Genomic DNA, 20459 nt, shown 5'->3' on the forward strand with positions numbered 1-20459 from the left:
CTCACGTAATATGTTGTCGTTCCTGTTGCAGCTGTTGATGGTGTTGGGGCTGTGGTACTTCCTGTACCCCCTGTTGCCGTTGTATACCACAACAAGTTGCTTCCTGTTGCTGATAAGGATGTCGATGGTGCTCCTTGACAGTAATTAACCGGAGTAGAAACAACTGGGGCAGTCGGTGTAGGATCAACTGTAATTATGACATCATCGGTAACAGGACCACATGGACCTGCTGGATCATTTGTTGTTAATCGAAGGGTATATGAACCTGCAACTGTAGCCGAAAATTGAACTACAGCAGGATTAGCTAGAGCGCTTGTACTACTTAAAGATCCACCAGTAGCGGGACTTACAATACTCCATGTCCCTGTTGTAGCAGACCCTCCAACACTTGACCCCACAAGCGTGTACGCTGTATTTATACATGTAGACGCTGCATCTCCAGCCTCAACGGTCGGCGCTTCATACCTCGTAATGGTTACATCACTAGTTGTTCCTACGCATACGCCACCTGTATCCTTGATCGTCCAACGGAAAACATTAGGCCCTATGGATAAACCTGACACACTGCTTGTATTAGAATTGGCAGAACCAAAAGTTCCGCTTCCTGATATCACACTCCAGGTACCTACTTCGGCCGCATTCGGCGCATTTGCTGCAAGCGTAGCAGACGCCGAACAAACATCCTGATTTGATCCTGCGTTTGATTGAGTAGATGTAGGTATATTGAAGTTTCTGGTTAAAGTACAGTGGTTAGCATCTGTTACAACTACAGAATAATTGCCTGCATCCAAAGAAGAAATATCTTGCGTAGTTTGTCCATTAGACCATGCATAAGTATACGGCGCCACTCCTCCTGTTACAGTAATATCAATACTTCCATTGCCTGTTCCTATTATAGGATTACAATCAAGAGATATAGCAGAGGACAGGTTAAGCGCGTTACCAGAATTAACATTAATACCTCCTCCTCCTATTGTTACGGAACACTCCGGATTAGGAGCAACTGAAGGATTACTATCCCTTATAATACGAACATAGTAAGTCCCATCAGGAACATTACTAAATTCAATCATATTAGGACTAACAAATGTAATAGGTACATCTCCTAATGGTTCTGATACAGGAGTTGGACCAATCTGATTGAAAAGTATATAAGTATAGGGTTGGCCCGCTCCATTATTAAATGGACCAGTTCCATCATTAATCACGATACGAATTAATCCAGCTCCACCTGCATCATTACATACTTCTATTTTAGTATTTCCAACAGTGGGACAGGTCTGCGCTATGGCAGACTGAAAGAAAAATAATGATAGTAAAAATAGACTTGAAGTCAGTAAAAAATGTTTCATTACCTCTCTGGTTAATTAACTGTTATCCCTTCAATTCCCCCTATTGATAATTCACAACTCGAGCTTTTAGCAACTAGATAGTATAGCCCTGCATTTAAATTTTCAAACGTTACTTTGCCATCAGAACTTGAGGATGCAAATGTTTTCTCGCTGATAAGTTTTATCTCGGAATTATAGACGATATAAAGCTTGAGATTTACTGACTCTGAAGCTCCGTTGAGCGATAAGTGTATCTTACCCTTACCTTGTTTGGTCGAAGCATGTTCTATTTGGACACTATGCTTTAACTTACATTGTGAATAACTTTGTAAAGAACACAACAGGATGCATAAAAGAAGTGTGCTTCTTAAATACTTAAGTAAACAGTCTAACAGTTTCATTTCAGGTCAAGCTCTTATATAAATAACCTTTTACAGGATATAGTAACCCTATTATATCTGAATAAAGGTCAGAAATACACACGGGTCCATATAATCTAAAAAGTTGTTTACCTTTTGCAGGTAATATTTAAGTCTAAAAAATAGAGTTTTCGCGTACTAAAACTTTCTGTTCAGGATTTCGCTCATGACGATAGCTTTCTTCAACCCCTCTGGATCCTGAAAGTCTTTTGTGTATTCTTCTAATAAGTTACGCGGTTTTTCTTGCTCAAAGGATTTGAACTTTCCGTACTCCACGTTGGTGTTGCGCACGTTCATTGTTTCCTCGAGTGATGGTCTTACAAAAGCCTGGCGTTTGGCTTCTTCATAAATCTCGTACGACCTGTTCTCTCTTTGTGAATATTCAGGCTCTATTGTCTCAAGGTCGTTTTCTTCCTCTTCTATTTCATCATCATAGTCAAAAACAGGTTCTGGTCTTGTCTCCGGTACCGTTACTGGTTTTTGCGCTTGTTTAGCCTCTGTTATTTCTCTTAACAGTTCTTCAAATGTTACAGCTTTGGGTTTGGGTATAGGTGCACTTCCCTGCTCTGGCATACGCCCAGATGCTCTTCTCTCTGCCTCCTTTTCAGCAGGATTGGGAGCTTGTTTTTTAAGCACACGGCTCAAAAAATAGATTGCCCCTAGAACCAGATATAACCAAAACTGAAAGTCCATGAACCACAAATGTAATAAAAAATATTGAAACGGCTATAACCGCTGGTTATCCCCATCAGTTTACGCCACGTAAGAAGTTTACCTGAATTAAAAGATATATTATCTCCTCTACCCCGTCATGATGCTTTTCCTGAAATGGGAATCCTTCAACGAGTCGGCTCCTGCCGGCACATGAGCTGGAGATCAGCCGTACTTGAGCCGTATATGAGTCGGGTAAGGCCTCAAATTTCAATAAAAACGCAACCTATACGGCTCATATACGGCTTATATACGGCTCAACCCCGGCTTAACTACCACTGAAGCAGTGCCAAAAGCCAAACATCGCAACAAGAACCGAATATCGTTATTTTCAGACGCTAAGGTCAATATTAAAATGTATGTGCCTCATTTCTATTGGGTTTGATTTTGGAACAAGGCCTTCCCTCTTTTTTCCTTGAATTCAAGAAACCACAAGGTTATATTTGTTCCCCGCTCTTTAAAAAAGTAGGCAGTCAGCAGTAGCAGGAGACAATAGTTTACAGTTGATTTTCAAGCAATTGTAACTCATCATCACAAAAATAAAATGATTGAATAACTATTGACTAATGACCATTTGCCAGTGACTATTTTAATAAAGAGCTTCAACCACTACAACTACTATTAAGCATGCAATTAGCGAAACTGGAGATTAAAGGCTTCAAGAGTTTTGCCGACAAGGTCGCTATTAACTTTGATGAAGGGATTACTGGAATTGTTGGTCCTAACGGATGCGGAAAATCAAATGTTGTTGATGCCATCCGATGGGTACTTGGCGAGCAGAAGACGAGTGCTTTGCGTTCTGAGAAAATGGAGAACGTAATCTTCAATGGCACGAGTCAACGTTCTCCTCAACAAATGGCAGAAGTTTCGCTTACCATTAACAACACCAAAAACATTTTACCTACAGAGTACTCACAAATAACCATTACGAGAAGACTATATCGCAGTGGTGAAAGTGAATATCTTCTTAATGGTGTTGCTTGCCGATTGAAAGACATTACCAACCTTTTTATGGATACGGGTGTGGCTTCAAACAGCTACGCCATTATCGCATTAGGAATGGTTGACGACTTGCTGAATGATAAAGACAGCAGCAGACGTGCACTTTTTGAAGAAGCTGCCGGTATCTCTAAATTTAAAAAGCGTAAAAAAGAAACGCTGAAGAAACTTGAAGATACTGATGCCGACCTGAGCCGAGTAGAAGACTTGTTGTTTGAGATTGAGAAGAACATGAAGAGCCTTGAAAAACAGGCGAAACAAACAGAGAACTACTATAGGATTAAGGATGACTATAAAGACAGAAGCATTAACCTTGCTAAGGTTGTAGTAAACAAACAGAAAGACAGGTTTAATGCACTTACTCAGCGTATTGAAGCTGAGAATGACCGTAAACTGGGGCTTGCTTCGCAGATTGCAGAGAAGGAAGCTGCCATTGAAAAGGCGAAGGCTGAGCTTATCCTTAAGGAAAAAACACTTTCATCGCGTCAGAAGGCAATTAATGAATTTGTTTCAAAAATCAGAACCTACGAGAGCGATAAGCAGATTAAGAACGAAAGACTCAAATACCTGAACGATCGTGCAAACAACTTGCGCGAGCAAATTGAGCAGGACAAGAAGAGTAATGAGCGCGCAAGGTTCAGTATCCAAAGTCTTGAAAACGAAAAGCATGCTGCCGAAGAAATTCTTCAGGAGGTAACACAGAAGCTTGAGCATTTAAAGGCTGAGTACGAAGAGCAAAAGAGAAAGACATCAAGCCTTCAGGGGGAAGCCGATTCTATCCGTCAGATACAACGCGAACGCCAGGAAGAATTTTTCCAGATTAATAAGGCGACTGAAATTCGTGAGATTCAGGTATCGTCATTAAAGCAGGAACTTGAACGTACAGCTACAGATACAAGTCAGCAGAGTGCCAGCCTTGTGGAGTTTGAAAAGAAACTTGTTGTACTTCAGGAAGAGATTGATGATAAGAATGATGAGCTTGATAACCTGAAGAAAGAAGAAGAAAATATAATCAACCGCACGGGCGATTTGGTTAAAACCATTGACATGATCCGTGAGGAAATGAACGTGACAAGCCGTAAGCTTGATGCACGCCAGAACGAATATAATCTTACGAAATCACTTGTAGAAAACCTTGAAGGTTTCCCTGAGGCCATTAAGTTCCTAAAAAAGAAGGTTGCTAAGAATGCCCCTCTCCTTTCTGATATCCTAACAACCTCAGAAGAATACAGGGTAGCAATAGAAAATTACCTTGAGCCATACCTCAACTATTACATTGTTGATCATGAGGCCGAGGCATACGAAGCCATCAATATTTTAAGTGATGCCTCTAAGGGTAAAGCGCACTTCTTTATTCTTGATGCGTTTGACAAATTTGAATCATCTACATCTCGCATCTATTCAAATGCATTTCCTGCTACGCAGATCATTGAATTTGATCCAAAGTATAAAAAGCTAATGGCTTATATACTCGACAGAGTATATATCTATGAAGGAGATGTAAAGAATGTGCCCGCTACTGATGAGAACACATTTATTACGAAAAGTGGTAAAGTAACAAGAAGAAAATACAGTATCTCTGGTGGCTCAGTTGGATTATTTGAAGGAAAGAAAATTGGTCGTGCCAAGAACCTTGAGAAACTTGAGAAAGAGATAAAAGAACTTACTACCAAGTTAGAAGAGATACGCAGCACACTGCTTGAAAAACAAAGTGATCTTGAAAAACTGAGAAACAACAAGATCCGCTACCAAATTGAGGCACTTCAGAATACGATCCGCCAGATAAATGAAGAGCACGTATCGGTAAGAACAAAACGCGAGCAGTTTTCTCAGATGCTGAGCAGTGCTGACCTTCGCAGGGAAGATATTCTTGAGAAGATCGACACGCTACTAAAAGAACTTGATGAGCTGAAGCCAAAAGCACAGCATGCTCAGTTAGTACTAAAGGAGCAGGAAACCAGGCTTTCATCAATTACAGAAAACCTGGCGAACAACTCAGAGCTGTTGAGCCAGAAATCAGCTGCGTTTAACGAGCAGAACATATTCTTCCATCAGCAGGAGAACCGGGTGAAGAGCATTGACCAGGAAATGAGATTCAAACAAGAATCGATGGATCAAAGTGCCAACCGTATTCAGGTGAATACCGAGGAGCTGCAGAAGAACGAGCAGGAGATTAAAAACATTATTGAGAGCTCGCAGACAAACGACGACGAACTTCTGGGCATGTATGAAGAGAAGGAAGAGATGGAGAAAGGCCTTAGCGAAGCTGAGAAAGAATACTATGAGTCGCGCGGGCAGATAGACCAGGTTGAAAAAGAGCTTAGAGAGATTACCCATACAAGGCAAAGTATAGACACCGCATTAATGGAGTTGCAGAATCAATTGAACGAAAGTAAGCTTCAGTTGAACTCTGTTAAAGAAAGACTTTCAGTGGAATTTAATGTTGATCTTGACTCTGTAATGGGCCAGCCTACGCCGGAAGAAATTGAGGTGATGGCAAAAGCAGATGAAGACAAATTACGTGCTGAAGTAAATAAGATCCGCGAGAAGCTTGATAACATGGGGCCTATAAACCCGATGGCAATGGAAGCGTATACGGAGATCAAGCAACGTAATGATTTTATCACTGCTCAGAAAGAAGACTTGTTGAAGGCTAAAGAATCGTTATTCAACACCATTAGTGAGATTGAGGGTGTAGCCAGCGAAACCTTTATGGATTCGTTCAATAAGATTAAAGAACATTTTATCCGTGTATTCCAATCGTTGTTCGTACAAGGTGATGAGTGCGATCTGCGCCTTGTTGATCCATCAAAACCATTAGATTCAGACATTGACATTATCGCAAAACCTAAAGGAAAGCGCCCATTGACCATCAATCAGCTTTCAGGAGGAGAAAAAACGCTTACAGCTACTGCTCTACTATTCAGCATGTACCTGTTGAAGCCTGCCCCTTTCTGTATCTTTGATGAGGTTGATGCGCCGTTGGATGATGCCAACATTGACAAGTTCAATAACATTATCCGTACCTTTAGTAAGGACAGCCAATTTGTGATTGTTACGCATAACAAGCGTACCATGAGCGCTACCGATGTTATCTACGGTATTACAATGGTTGAGAAAGGTATTTCACGCGTAGTGCCTGTTGACCTTCGCGAGTTAGCGTAATAGAATGAACATGTTAAATAGAAAGCCTTGAAGTCGATGCGATTTCAAGGCTTTTTTATTATCCTGGAAACAAAATGCAGATCACTACCCTTCGTTATACTGTTGCCGCTTAGTACATACAACCGCATGAAGCCAACGTTGTATGGAAGTATGGAATTATGATATATCACTAAGACCGACTACTCGGTTATACCCCATAGACGTCTATCAATGATCACCCATGTAAGGTGACAAAACTTAGCAGGGATGTTCGTAGGTTGATTAACCAATTATTTTTTCAGGTATAAACATCCTTCTATGATATATAATCTTTGGTAGGTAAGCGTTTATTATATTAAATTACGTACACAAAGCAATACAACGAACAATATTCTGTATCTGCTTTAAACCCCGCGCCCAACTTTGAATTAATAATTAAAAGAAACAAAACCATTAAAATTTTGTCGTTCCTGATCGCCTATGCATAAACCTTTACTCGCTTCTTCTAATACACCCCTCCTATCATTCTCAAACGCTTCTGTGGCGCAAGTAAAATGATAATGGACAGACAAGTGAGGAAAGTTTGCATGCATACCCTTCATTAGAACGCTACACCTAAACCGGCATTAAGCAAAGGCATGAATAAACTTTTACTTGTAGCGCTACTTGTTACTTTTGGTTTTATAACCACTTATGGACAAGGCATCCGGGTATCCGGAAAAGTAACATCGTCGAAAGATGGTACTGAACTGCCTGGTGTGAATGTCAGAATAAAAAACACAAATAAAGGTACGATAGCCGATGCTTTTGGTAATTACGAGCTGTTGGCCAACAAGCCTTCTGACACACTACAGTTTTCCTTTATTGGTTATATTACAATTGAACAGATCATTGGCAACCGTAGTACGATTAACATACAACTTGAGCAGGAGACCACACAATTAGGCGAAGTTGTAGTAACAGGATTTCAGGAGGTTGAAAGAAAACTCTTTACAGGCTCTGCTGCTTCTGTAAAAATGGAGGACATTAAAACCCCTGGAATGACAGATGCATCCCGTATGCTGGAAGGACGTGTTGCCGGGGTTACTGTAGATAACGTTTCTGGTACATTTGGTACAGCCCCGAAGATCAGGATAAGGGGTAATACAACAATAAATGGTGATACAAAACCTCTGATGGTAATTGATGGGGTTATTCTTGAAGACCTTAACAATGTGAGCGCTGATGACATCATTACCGGTAATGCAAATACGCTAACAGCATCATCGATAGCAGGTATTAACCCTGACGATATAGAGTCATTCCAGGTACTCAAAGATGCTTCTGCAACTGCCCTTTATGGAACACGAGCTAAAAATGGTGTAATAGTAATTACCACAAAAAGAGGTCGCTCAGGACAAACACGTGTAAACTATACAGGCAATTTCTCCTTCAACCTAAGGCCATCTTATAGCCAATACGATATTCTTAATTCAGTGGATGAGATGTCTATCTATCGCGAAATGTATGATAAAGGATTAGTAGATATTACCACTTCTGTAAAAGCACAGAACTATGGATCACTTGGAAAAATGTTTACCCTTATCTCTGAGCATCAAATACCATGGGGGCCTAACGGATCTTTAAACGAAGAGTTTCTGCATCAATACGAAAGTGCTAACACAGATTGGTTTGATGTTCTGTTTAAAGATTATTCGTTACAGCAACAACATTCTGTTAGTTTAACTTCAGGAACAGAAAAACATACAAGCTATTACTCCATAAGCTATTTACATGATAACGGGCAAACTATTGCGGATAATGTTAAACGATACGCCGGAACAGCAAAAAACAGCTTTCAATTTTCCAAGCGGTTTTCGCTTGACCTGAAGCTTACGGCAAACTACCGCGATCAGAAAGTGCCGGGCACCCAGAACCGTGACTTTGATCCTATTACAGGCAGATACAGGAGAGATTTTGACATCAACCCTTTAAGTTATGCACTCAATACGGCACGTACCATACGTCCTTACGATAGTGAGGGGAACCTGGAATACTTTAGAAGAAACTATGCGCCCTTTAATATCCTGAGAGAACTTGAGCTTAATTATATCAATATTAATGTTGCTGATGTCTCAACACAGGCTGATGTTAATGTAGATATTCTCGACAACCTTACTTTCCGCAGCACCTTGCAGGGCCGATATGCTACCACCAAACGTGAACATGTAATTCATGAGAACTCAAACCAGGCTGAAGCTTATCGGGCAGATGAAACACAATATATACAGGATGCTAACCCTTTACTTTTTAAGGACCCGAACGACCCAGGCGCTCTACCAAAGGTAGTTCTTCCTGAAGGAGGTTTTAACAACATCAACCAGGATGAACTTACCAACTTTTATATAAGAAACAGCATAAACTGGTCTCATACGATCAATACTGTACACAGCATCAACATACTTGCTGGACAGGAGATAAAGTTTACCAATCGTGAAAGTGTAAGGGCCGATGGTATTGGCGTTGTATATGAAAACGGTGGTATTGTAAATATGGATCCGCTGATGATTCAGTTCCTCAATCAGCAAGGGATTCGTACTTATGCACTCTCTGTAGACAGAGAACGCTTTGCCGGCGTTTTCATTAATGGAGGCTATGCTTACAATGAAAAGTACATCTTTAATGGAACTGTAAGGTATGATGGTTCTAACAGGCTCGGAAAAAGCAGAAACTCAAGATACCTTCCTACCTGGAATGTGAGCGGTGCATGGAATGTAGACAAAGAGGATTTTATCGATTTGCAATGGCTCGACTTCCTAAAATTAAGAGCTACGTATGGATTGTCTGCCAACTTAGGTCCTAACACGAGTGCATTGCTAAACTTAAGATCGGCAGTAACACTTAGACCCACCGATATAGAAACATACTTATATATTCAGGATCTTGAAAATGCTGACCTGACCTGGGAAAAATTAAAAGAATTTAACGCAGGCTTTGACTTTGGAATATTTAATAACAGAATTACCGGTACAGGCGATTTCTATCATCGGAATTGTTTTGATCTCATTGGTCTTCTCCAAACAAGTGGTGTTGGTGGCAATGCTTATAAATGGGGTAACTATGCAGATATGGTTACCAACGGTTTCGAGTTTTCGATAAATACCTTAAATCTTAAACTCAATGATTTCTCCTGGTCTACCAATTTCAACATTGGTTACTCAAGAGATCGTATAACGAGACTAGACTTCAATCCAAGGATAGGTGATGCAATTGTCCAGGGAGGCGCAGCCGTATTAGGTGGTCCTAGAAGAGGGTTGTTCTCAACTAAATTTGCAGGACTTGATTCAAGAGGTATTCCAACTTTTTATGATGATAGTGGTGAAGAGGTCTATTATTACGATCTACAGGATCGGGAGAACCTCAAGAGCATCTTAAAATATGAGGGGTCTGCTGAACCTCGCGGCGCAGGAGGATTTACCAATACGTTCAACTATAAAAATTTTAGTTTGAGTGTATTTCTATCCTACAAATTTGATTATAAGATCAGATTAGACGATGCTTTTAGTCCGCGCTATACCGATTTCAGTTCTTTCTCTAAAAGTTTTGTTAATCGCTGGGTAGTGCCGGGAGATGAGAATATAACAGACGTTCCGGTTATCCTCGATAAGAACGTTGTTGAAGGAGGAAATTCTGATTATCGCAGTGCCTACGACTTGTATAATAAAAGCACGGCTAGAGTTGCCGATGGCACTTACGTGCGATTGAAATCAGTAAGATTAGGTTATACACTTCCCAAAAGGTGGATATCAAGAATCGGCGCCAATAATGCCCAGCTTTCTATTGACGCACAAAATCTTGCCTTATTGTACTCTGACAAGAAGCTTAACGGACAAGACCCTGAATTCTTTCAGGCAGGTGGTGTTGCACTGCCTCAACCGAGGTTGATTACTACATCTATAACAATTGGTTTTTAAAGGACGAGGTACCTATGAAGATATCATCACTTAAGAATATTACGTTACTTACGCTTGTTGTTGTCGGCTTCTCGGCTTGTGATAAATACCTGGAAGAAAATCCTGATAACCGTGTTGAGCTTAATAACCTTGACAAAGCAGCACAGCTTCTGACCAATGCTTATGCAAGTGGCAGTTATACTTTTACCGAATGGATGAGCGACAATGTTTCTTACACCTTTGGCACTACTAAACTTCCTGAGCACGACCAGGCTTATACATGGAGTGATTTTACCGGAATAGATCAGGATACCCCTGCAAATTTCTGGAACACTACCTACGATGCCATAGCCCACACCAACGAAGTGCTTGCTGTAATAGACAAATTACCCGGAGATGAAGACAGAAAAAATGCCATTAAGGGAGAAGCCCTACTTGCCAGGGCCTATGGTCACTTTATGCTTGTAAACCTTTTTGCTAAACATTACGACGCAAACACGGCTGATAATGATCCGGGAGTACCTTACGTAACTGAGCCAGAAACACAATTCATCAAAAAGTATACGCGCAATACAGTTGAAGAAGTATATGATAAAATTGAAGATGATCTGCTTGAAGGACTTGAATTAGTTAAAGACAGTTACTACAGTAACTCAGGTAAATATCATTTTACAAGAAATGCAGCACTTGCTTTTGCTTCACGGTTCTACTTGTTTAAAGGAGAGTTTAATGATTGTATTGATTATAGTAATGAACTGCTAGGGGCAAATCCGAGTCTTTTTATTAAAGATATTCCGGCCCTGTTGCAACAACGTGTTAATGTTGAAGACTATATCAGATTATACCACTCCCCTACTGATGATAGCAATCTTTTACTCATCAGGCAAGTTTCTAATTTTCATCTGCCAAACTTAGGTCATTGGCCAACACGTGATCTCTATTCAGAAATATTCAGAAGTAATCCGTATCGCTTAACCGATGAACGTGAAGATCCGGCATGGTTGGCCGGAGAAAATGGACTTGCGGCAACAAAGTTTGAATTCTTATTTGAACGTTCCAGCTTAACTTCAAATGTTGGACTTAACTATACAATCTTTCTTGGTTTCAGAGGTGAAGAAGTGCTATTGAACAGAGCAGAGTGTTATATCCTCAGAAGCAGAAGCCTCAATGCCAATGACCTTAACCTTGCTCTTGCCGATTTACAATTACTGGCAAATAAAAGATACAGGGCTACCGCTACGAATCAACCTACCCTGACTATCCAAGCCTTGCGAACCTACTTTGGCACTAACAGTAATGACAGACTTATTTGCCTGTTATATCTTCTGGATGAACGAACAAAAGAATTTATGCACGAAGGCTTACGCTGGTTTGACATTAAGCGATATGGCCTCCCGGTGCAACATGTACTCCCGGACGGCAGCATCAGCAACCTGGACGAGGACGATGATCGCAAAGTGTTGCAAATTCCTCAGGCAGCTATTGATGTGGGAGGCCTGGAACCTAATTCACGGTAATTTAAATATTGATTCATATCCATCATGCGAATAAAAATACTTTCAGCGTTACTTATCGGTGTACTCACTTTGGCTGTGTCTTCCTGTTACAAGGATGAAGATGTTAACCCGCCCTTAAAAAACCAACCATATTCAGAGGACGAACTGGACCAGTTCATACAGGAAGAATTTATAGATGAATTTGGCGTTGCGGTGCGATATAAATATGTTGATCGATATGTAGATCAGAATAAACGCGTTACACCGCCTAAGCGAGAAGTGGTGGAGCCCATGCTTGAATTCTTAAAGGATTTCTGGGTTGAACCTTTTGTAAGTGTTCCTAATGGGGACAAATTCTTTCGTTCTCATGTGCCTGCAGAGATAGTTTTTATCGGATCCACGATGTACAACGCGGATGGAACCGTAACACTGGGAACAGCAGACGCAGGTGCACGCATTACACTGACAGAAGTTAATTTTATCGACACACAAAACCTTGACTGGATGTATCGCCAGCTTGGAACAATTTACCACGAGTTCGCTCACATAGTACACCAACGTTATAACCTTCCTTCTAACTGGCAGCAGATCTCCCCTCAGGGCTATACCTCCGCCGGATCGTGGTACACGCTTTCTGATGAAGAAGCTTTGCGACGTGGCTTTGTATCACCTTATGGAACAAGCTCTTTTAATGAAGACTTTGCCGAGCTTGTGGCATTCTTACTTTACGACCCTAATTTTTATGAAAAATACATTGATGACGAGGATGAAACAAACTGCCTTCCTTGCGCACAACGAAACGAAGGAAGGGTGAAACTTAGAACAAAATACAGTACGGTTCTCAGGCATTACCAGCAGAGTACGGGCGTTGACCTTCTTGCCGTGAGAAAAATTATTCAAGACAAGCTTTGATTATGAAGAAGAATATATACCTGTTTGCAGTGCTCATCACCTTAACTATTTCTTGCAAGGATGATGAGATCAACAAGTTTGACAAAAGTGCAGACGAACGCGTAAGCGAAGCTGTTGCTACATTAAAGGCAGACCTGGTAGCGCCTAAGAACGGATGGCTTCTCAGATATACGCCAACAAGCGAAGCGGGCACCTATAACGTTCTGCTCGACTTTAATGAAGATAATACGGTTAATATTAAATCAGACATTGGCGCAGACGACGGGGCATATTTTGATCAGACAATAACGTATAGAATAGACAATTCGTTAGGTCTTGAACTTATTTTTGAGAGCTATTCAATATTCAGCTACCTATTTGAACTCGACCAAGCTTCATTCGGTGCTGAGTTTGAATTTAACTTTGTAAATAAAACTCCTGATAATGCCCTAGTATTTACGAGCAAATCTGATTTTTCCCAGGCGACCAGGCTACTTTTTGAAGAAGCTTCTGCAAGCGCTGAAAATTTACTTGGCAGAAAAGTAGCCCTTGACCTTACCAAATTTAGCGATGACCTGGGAATACTTTCTTCTTCATTAAAGCTCAGTTATGCAAATAAAGACCTCGTTCTTTATTTATCACTCGATAATACGCGTAGGGTGATTGACATTCACTCTGCTTCTTTAAAGTCGAATACAGAGAGCAAACGACTTCTTAATTTCAGCCAGGGATATGTTATTGAAGGTAATACAATCAAATTCAATGCTGCTTTTACAGGAAATGTATTAGGAACGAACCTTAATTTTAATGGCATTACATTTAATACATTAAGCGATGCAACGTTGGAAGCATGCGCGAAAAACTTTCCTATTAATACTTATTCAGGTGTAACCTCATCAAACGATGTGGTTGTAATGGAAACAAGTTTACTCAATGCAGCAGGATCAGCTTTTGGCCAGGTTTCAAATTTCTATTATAGTCCGCTCGCTTATGCTTTCGATAATGGAACTTCTGTAGGCTCTTCTATTGCTAACGACATTCAAGGCGCACAAGAAATGCACCTGTACTATGGAGCGCAATTACAAAATGGTTCAACCCTTTATGGTATTGGATATGCGATAGTAAACAACAATGGAAGTGTAACTTTTGCGCTGAAGGAATTTACACCAGAACTACATAACAACAATCTTATTTTTCACTTCAAAGACGGAATAACACTTTTGGGAAGTGAGGAGACCGATGCTGCTGTTGAGAACATCCAGAAATACCTTGATCCTTTAGTAGAAGGAAACAGTACATATGTTCTAAGGTATGGTGAAAATATTATTGAACTCTACAATCCATGCTCAGGCTGGAGTTTTGTGTTCGGTGATGGGAATTGATTAATTTATAATTGATAGCGGTATTTAAAAAATAAAGGGCTCTGTTCTTACTTGAACAGAGCCTTTTTACTTTAATGCCTACTCGTTAAATCTTTAATTTAATCTTAGCGGACTTCTAAGCGAGTTCTTGTTCAGGGATTTAATTCTTTCCAGTAACACAGCTTTTGAAAGGGATTGCTTTGACTTTATCCGACTGGAAGTTTGGGGAACTTCAATCTCTGACAATGACTTATAATTAAGTCCCTCCTTTACCATGGTTTGAACGATCTTTGTACTTACCGTTGAACTTTCAGTATTTATAACAGCTGAATTTATATTAGCAGGAGTATAAGTACTTTCAAACACAAACTCGGCAGCCTGTGTTCCATCCGTTTTAGTTATGGAACCTCCCAAATTGAGCACACCTACAGCAAAATCAAGGTTTTCAGAATCACTTCCACTTTTGTAAACATAGCTCATTCCAAAAGTTCCATTTGTGAATCCTGCTGGAATTATTGCTCCTTCAAAATTTCCTTCAGTATTGTCCGACCAATTGAACATTCTGTTGTTTAAGTAAATGTATAGATTCATATCAGAAGTCGCATCAGTACCATCCCATTCCAGGAAAACAAATGCATCATCTTCAAGAATCTTCACAGTGTGCTCTACCTGCTCACCTAATGTAACTGGCCCTGATGTAACTGACTCCAGGGTGATTACTACTGTTTCGTAAGGAACACCGTCATCATTTGTTGGAGAATCTTCTTCAAATTCTGTTGTGAAATCTTCAAATATGCGAATCGAAAAAGATGCTTCTTTTGCCCCTTTAGCAACAGTAATGCTACTGCCATTAACAGTCACGTTATTCCCAGTCTCTTCTATTTCAAAATCATTAAGTTCTTGTGCACTTGCACTGGCGTTCTCTCGGGCAGTGCCATCTATATCAAACTTAATTACGGCCTCACGGGCTAACTCACGATCAAAAACAAGCTTTGCTTCAATAACTCGTCCTACTCCGATATCTTCAGCTAACTCCGGATGTATAGACTCCACTGTACCATCCGATTCTGTTACCTCTTGTTCTTTTAATTCAAATGAGACGCCTGCTTTTGGCGGTTCATCATCATCATTACATGAATTTAAAAATGAAAGGCAGGACACTGCTATAATACCGCAGACTAAACTAGATTTTCTGATCATAGGTTTGCATTAGTTGATGTTATCTTAGTTAAATGTACTCAATAGCAGAGGAAATTAAAAGCTGTTGCTTGTCAAATATATCCTGAAAAGAAATTTTCATTGGTCAAAGTATCAATCATATTTGACAAAACCAGATCTGTTTTACTAAATGAGCTACCTTTAACTATGAACAGAAGACAATCTCTACAAAAGATGATGATGGCGGGCATGGCAATTTCCGTTCCATCATTAACAGCATTTGGCATGACACAAATACAACGAAGAATAATACCCTCCACGAAAGAGCCATTACCAATAGTTGGATTGGGTACTTGGCAAACGTTTGATGTAGGTACAAGTAATACCGAAAGAGAACCTCTCAAAGAAGTTTTGAAAACGCTTGTATCAAATGGCGCCTCTGTAATTGATAGCTCTCCAATGTATGGAAATTCAGAAGCGGTGGTTGGAGATCTATCTAAGGAGTTGGGTGTAAATGAAAAACTATTCATAGCTACCAAAGTATGGACGAGCGGAAAAGAGAATGGCATCAGGCAGATGGAAAACTCTTTTAAACTACTAAAAAGAGATAAGGTAGACCTCTTGCAAATCCATAATCTTGTCGACTGGCAAACGCACCTAAAGACCTTGCGCGAATGGAAGGAGAAAGGCAGGATTCGTTATATCGGTTTAACTCATTATACTGCCAGCGCTCATGATACCCTTGAATCAATTATTTCCAATAACGAAATAGATTTCATTCAGATCAACTACTCCGTTAATAGTAGAAACGCTGAGAAAAGCTTGCTACCTAAAGCAGCAGAAAAGAACATAGCTGCTCTTGTAAACCGGCCCTTTGAAGAAGGTGCACTATTTAATAAAGTTAAAGGGAAACCTTTACCTGAATGGGCTTCAGAATTTGATTGTAACAGCTGGGGTCAGGTATTTCTAAAGTTTATTCTTTCAAATCCCCACGTTACCTGTGTAATACCGGGCACAGCAAAATCAAAGCACTTGATTGACAACTTAGGTGCTGGAATGGGAAAGCTACCAGATGAAAAACAACGACAATTAATTATAAATGCACTTAGATAGTTACTAATCCTGCTTTAAAGTAATGGCAGGGTTGATCCTAACGGTATGCAACGAGTGCACGATAACGATAACCATTGTTACAAAGAACACTATTACTCCCGGCACAGTGAACATCCACCATTGTATTTCAATTGCATAGGCATAATTGCTTAACCATATACTGATAAAATAATAAGTAATGGGTGAAACAAGAGTGAAGGCTATTACAACCACTTTTGCATAATCCTTGAATAACATCATCAGAATGTTCAATATTGAAGCTCCTAACACCTTTCTAATGCCTATTTCCTTTGTTTTTCGCGACACTGCAAGAGATACAATTCCAAGTACACCCGTAAGCACAAGGATGAGCATAATGACCGTAGCAATGTTAAAAGCCTGTTTTAATTGAGTCTCCGTCTTATAGAGTGCTGATACCTTCTCATCTACAAACGCATAATCAAATGGATCATCCGGAAAAATGTTTCTCCATTTGCTATGCACCGCTTCTACTGATTCTGAAAGGTTACCAGGTTCCAGTTTAAAGGAGAAGTAGCGAAAAACATTTGTATTCCGCAAGTGAATAAAAGCCACCGGTCTTAATTTCTCGTGAAGCGAGAAGAAATTAAAATCTTTTACTATACCGATTATTTTGGCAGTAGAATCAGAAGTTGCAATTCTTAATTTATCTCCCACATCTACTTTGAAAACCCTCTGCGCTTCTTCGTTAATGACTATTTCAAAAGGATTTGATTGCGGAGTAAGAAAAGAACCTTCTACGATATCTATTTTATAGGTGGAAGCAAAATTTTCATCAGCCATAAATAACGGAACCGTTAATGCTTCTTCTTTCGTTTTTCCCTCATTATACAGAAGAATGTTATTTCCGTAATTTCCATTTGGAATCTCCCACGAAAGCGTTGCTGAATTAACCTGTGGCAATGATAAGAATTCACTTCTAACAGCTTCCAATTTTTTAACACCTTCCTGATTCCAGATCCTCGGAACTGATGATACAGTAAGCACAGATGATTTATCGTAACCTAAATCCTTATCAAGAAAAAAGGACACTTGTGAGGAGACTGTTAGCGCGAAAATAAATACACCAATTGCACATAAAAACTGAAGACCAATCAAACCTTTTGAAAACACACCTTCTTTTCCTACGGAATTGATTTTACCTTTTAAAGACACCAGAGTTTTAAAGGAGGAAATAAAAAACGAAGGGTATGCACCGGAAGCAATGGCAGTAAAAACGATTACCGGTATAGCAAATTTCCAAAACATCAGAGGAATTTCGAACAATGAGGGCAATACATTCCCTGTTATGTTACTAAAAAAATCTTTGCTATATTGATATATGCCCAATGACAGGACAAATGCAAGGATCGTTACTGCAAATGATTCAAGCATAAACTGGAATATAACTTCCTTTCTCACGCCTCCAATTGCTTTTCTTACTCCAATTTCTTTTATCCTGCTTATCGAAGTCCCTATCGATATATTAACAAAATTAGCCACTGCCAAAAGTAGGATAAAAAAAGCGACTGCTGACAATGCAATTATTTGCTTTTGAACTATGCCATTGTTCGAGGTGACATGGTACGTATTCAGCGGATTTAATTTAATAGTAACAGAGTTGGTAAAAAGCTGTGAAGCATTACTTTTAAATACCTTTGAAAGTGCTTTTTCTGCTGCATCTACTGTGGCACCTTTCGCTAGCTTAACGTACGAAACCATTTGACCTCCGGCCCATGATTCAGGATCAAATTGACCGAAATCAACAAGATTGTCAATAGAGAGAAACATTTGCGCGTCCATGTTCATCAAATTCGTGATAGAATTACGCTCAATGTCTTTAAGTACTGCTGAAATCACATAATCCTTTTTCCCCGCTGCTTCAGTTGTTAATGTTAGAGACTCTCCAACAACATCTGATCTTTCAAAAAACTGTCTGGCCATACGCTCAGTTATTATGAGAGCATATCGATCCGAGTGCTTATTGATTCTATTTTGGAAAAGTACGGGAAACCCGAACATCTTGAGAAAAGTAGAATCACCTATAATACTTTGTATTCTGAAATGTTTATCACCTTTGCTCACGGTAACACTTCTGTCCGAAAATCTATAGTAATCTTCCAGGAGTGTAGGGTATTCTTCTTTTGTTGTTTTAGCAATGGGAGACGGTACCAGAAAAGGAAAGCCAATTACTTCCCGTGAACCGTTACTTTCCAAAAGATATAGTCTGTCATTATCCTTCAACGTATGGTTAACGTTTGCTTCCTCGTATATATGTACACCTATCAATAGTGCGAAAACTATTCCGATTGTTAAGCCAAAAATATTGATCGCTGTGTAAAATTTACGCTTCAGGCAATGGCGCAACATTACCTTAAAATAATTGGCGAACATAGGTTTAATGTTTAGGTTAAGAGAAAATTTATTTCTGAGAATAAGTCCTGGCCGTAGAAATTGAAGAACATGGACAATAAGCCTTCGCTGAGCCGCATCCTCTCCTATTCGTTCCAGGTTATTGTAATAATCTTCAAGAAGATCACCTTCTATTCCCTCGAGAAGTTCGGGAGGGCAAAACCACCTCAAAAATTTGAGAACGTTGTTAGAAGGTTGTCTTTCCATTTTAAGCGACATTAATGGATTGTCTTTAGTTGAGGTATCAACTTCCATAAGCCCATCCGTGCGTCCTTCATCATTCGAAGGGTTGAAAGCCCGGCATTTGTTATGGTAAATATTCTTTTTCTTCTTCCTCCTCTTTCGTTGGTAGCTCCTCCCATAAGTGATTTTACGTACCCTTTGTCTTCAAGTCTGTACAATGTCACATGAACTGCACTTAGGTTAACATCTCTGTCTACACGTTCTTTTATCTGGTTAACGATTGCATTTCCGTAAGCTTCATCCTGCAACACCGCTACAATGGTAAGTACCAATTCTTCAAATTCTCCCAGAAATTCCTTGCTCATTTATATAATAATTGTAAAACAAATGTAGCAATTAGTATATACTTTGTTAAACAAATAGGAAATAAATAATTTCATCTGGTTCATCATTCATTCATCGTTTAGGAGAAAAATAGGTTGGTTTTAAGCCTTTAATTCGTGCATAATATTACACGGATGACCATGGCGGGGAGTTTCTACCGCTGATGCGATAAAAAGAAGCTTCCTTTGTAATGTTAAAACAATGAGATGATTGTTGAAAAAGGAAATGTGATGATTTGACTAATAATCAATTCACCAGATTGTCTAAGTGAGCTTTAAAAGTAAATAATTTTTAACCATAACACTACTTCCACCCCATGGATAGTGTTTAAAAACTATGCCAAGCATGACTGTTAAACAAAGAATGATTCCAACCCTGAAGAAAGTAGTACTAACAGCATCAGCTGTATTTGCCCTAATGCAGTGTTCAGAAGAAGAAATACTTCCAGAAGTAAAGGCGCCGGCTGCGGAGCAAACCTCATTGACAGAAGCTAACGCTGAAACAACTATTTCAAGTCTGACAATAACAGGCCTGTTTACTAATCTTTCTGCAGCTAAGAATTGTAATTGCGATTACACTGTACCAGCAGACAAAGAAGTTATTGATGGGCAAGAACTTGGAATAAAACCAGGCAATACCATTTGCTTGTCTGCCAAGACAAAATATGGAAATCTTGAATTCATTAATATGGAAGGTACTGAAGAAAAGCCTATCGAAATAGTGAATCTTGGACTTACTTCTCCTTTACGTGAAGAGTCGCTTACTGCGAACTATGATGCAGCATTTTAGTCTGCACCCGCTGACTAAAATCCTTGTTGGTCAACTCTGACCAAAAGACTAACACCTCTTGCCTCTCTCCCTAGGTGTTAGTCTTCTTAAAAATTAATTTAATTGTTACTAACCTCGTTGTGTATTTTTAAAATACTCA

At 39.6% G+C, this 20459-nt stretch carries 12 protein-coding genes; 7 read left to right on the top strand and 5 right to left on the bottom strand.

Going from position 1 to position 20459, the window contains the following annotated elements:
* Together KK060_RS20400 and KK060_RS20405 are read right to left on the bottom strand one after the other, a co-directional pair.
* A partial coding sequence (locus KK060_RS20400; RefSeq protein WP_254155712.1) for a SprB repeat-containing protein occupies positions 1-1352 on the bottom strand: 1352 nt, incomplete at its 3' end.
* Between the two features lie 536 nt (positions 1353-1888).
* On the bottom strand, positions 1889-2443 hold the full coding sequence (locus tag KK060_RS20405) for a hypothetical protein (protein WP_254155713.1): 555 nt from the start codon (positions 2441-2443) through the stop codon (positions 1889-1891).
* 645 nt (positions 2444-3088) lie between these two features.
* Here KK060_RS20405 and smc point away from each other — a divergent pair.
* The 5 genes from smc to KK060_RS20430 all read left to right on the top strand — a co-directional run bounded on the left by smc (position 3089) and on the right by KK060_RS20430 (position 14305).
* Complete coding sequence (gene smc, locus KK060_RS20410) at positions 3089-6625, top strand: chromosome segregation protein SMC (protein ID WP_254155714.1); 3537 nt, start codon at positions 3089-3091, stop codon at positions 6623-6625.
* Positions 6626-7242: 617 nt separating this feature from the next.
* The gene (locus tag KK060_RS20415) at positions 7243-10557 is read left to right on the top strand and encodes a SusC/RagA family TonB-linked outer membrane protein (protein WP_254155715.1); all 3315 of its coding nucleotides are present in this window, start codon (positions 7243-7245) and stop codon (positions 10555-10557) included.
* A gap of 14 nt (positions 10558-10571) precedes the next feature.
* A complete protein-coding gene (locus KK060_RS20420; RefSeq protein ID WP_254155717.1) occupies positions 10572-12053 on the top strand; it encodes a RagB/SusD family nutrient uptake outer membrane protein in 1482 nt (493 codons plus the stop codon).
* Positions 12054-12077: 24 nt separating this feature from the next.
* On the top strand, positions 12078-12944 hold the full coding sequence (locus tag KK060_RS20425) for a substrate import-associated zinc metallohydrolase lipoprotein (RefSeq protein WP_254155719.1): 867 nt from the start codon (positions 12078-12080) through the stop codon (positions 12942-12944).
* 2 nt (positions 12945-12946) lie between these two features.
* A complete protein-coding gene (locus KK060_RS20430) occupies positions 12947-14305 on the top strand; it encodes a DUF4302 domain-containing protein (RefSeq protein ID WP_254155720.1) in 1359 nt (452 codons plus the stop codon).
* Positions 14306-14398: 93 nt separating this feature from the next.
* Here the strand turns inward: KK060_RS20430 and KK060_RS20435 are convergent, their stop codons facing one another.
* Positions 14399-15484 (bottom strand): hypothetical protein, encoded by a 1086-nt coding sequence (locus KK060_RS20435; RefSeq protein ID WP_254155722.1) that lies wholly within the window; start codon positions 15482-15484, stop codon positions 14399-14401.
* Positions 15485-15649: 165 nt separating this feature from the next.
* On the opposite strand from KK060_RS20435, the gene KK060_RS20440 reads away from it, so the two are divergent.
* Entirely contained in the window at positions 15650-16555 is a 906-nt protein-coding gene (locus KK060_RS20440; protein WP_254155724.1) for an aldo/keto reductase, read from the top strand.
* A gap of 3 nt (positions 16556-16558) precedes the next feature.
* Here KK060_RS20440 and KK060_RS20445 read toward each other — a convergent pair whose 3' ends face one another.
* Together KK060_RS20445 and KK060_RS20450 are read right to left on the bottom strand one after the other, a co-directional pair.
* Positions 16559-19171, bottom strand: a complete 2613-nt coding sequence (locus tag KK060_RS20445; protein ID WP_254155726.1) for an ABC transporter permease — start codon at positions 19169-19171, stop codon at positions 16559-16561.
* An 11-nt stretch (positions 19172-19182) separates the two neighbouring features.
* Positions 19183-19512: a PadR family transcriptional regulator gene (locus KK060_RS20450; protein ID WP_254155727.1), complete on the bottom strand. Its 330-nt coding sequence runs from the start codon at positions 19510-19512 to the stop codon at positions 19183-19185.
* A 364-nt stretch (positions 19513-19876) separates the two neighbouring features.
* Here KK060_RS20450 and KK060_RS20455 point away from each other — a divergent pair, with 364 nt between their 5' ends.
* On the top strand, positions 19877-20320 hold the full coding sequence (locus tag KK060_RS20455) for a hypothetical protein (protein ID WP_254155728.1): 444 nt from the start codon (positions 19877-19879) through the stop codon (positions 20318-20320).
* Positions 20321-20459 lie beyond the last annotated feature (139 nt).

Source organism: Chryseosolibacter indicum, assembly GCF_018598585.1.
GTDB lineage: Bacteria > Bacteroidota > Bacteroidia > Cytophagales > Cyclobacteriaceae > Chryseosolibacter > Chryseosolibacter indicus.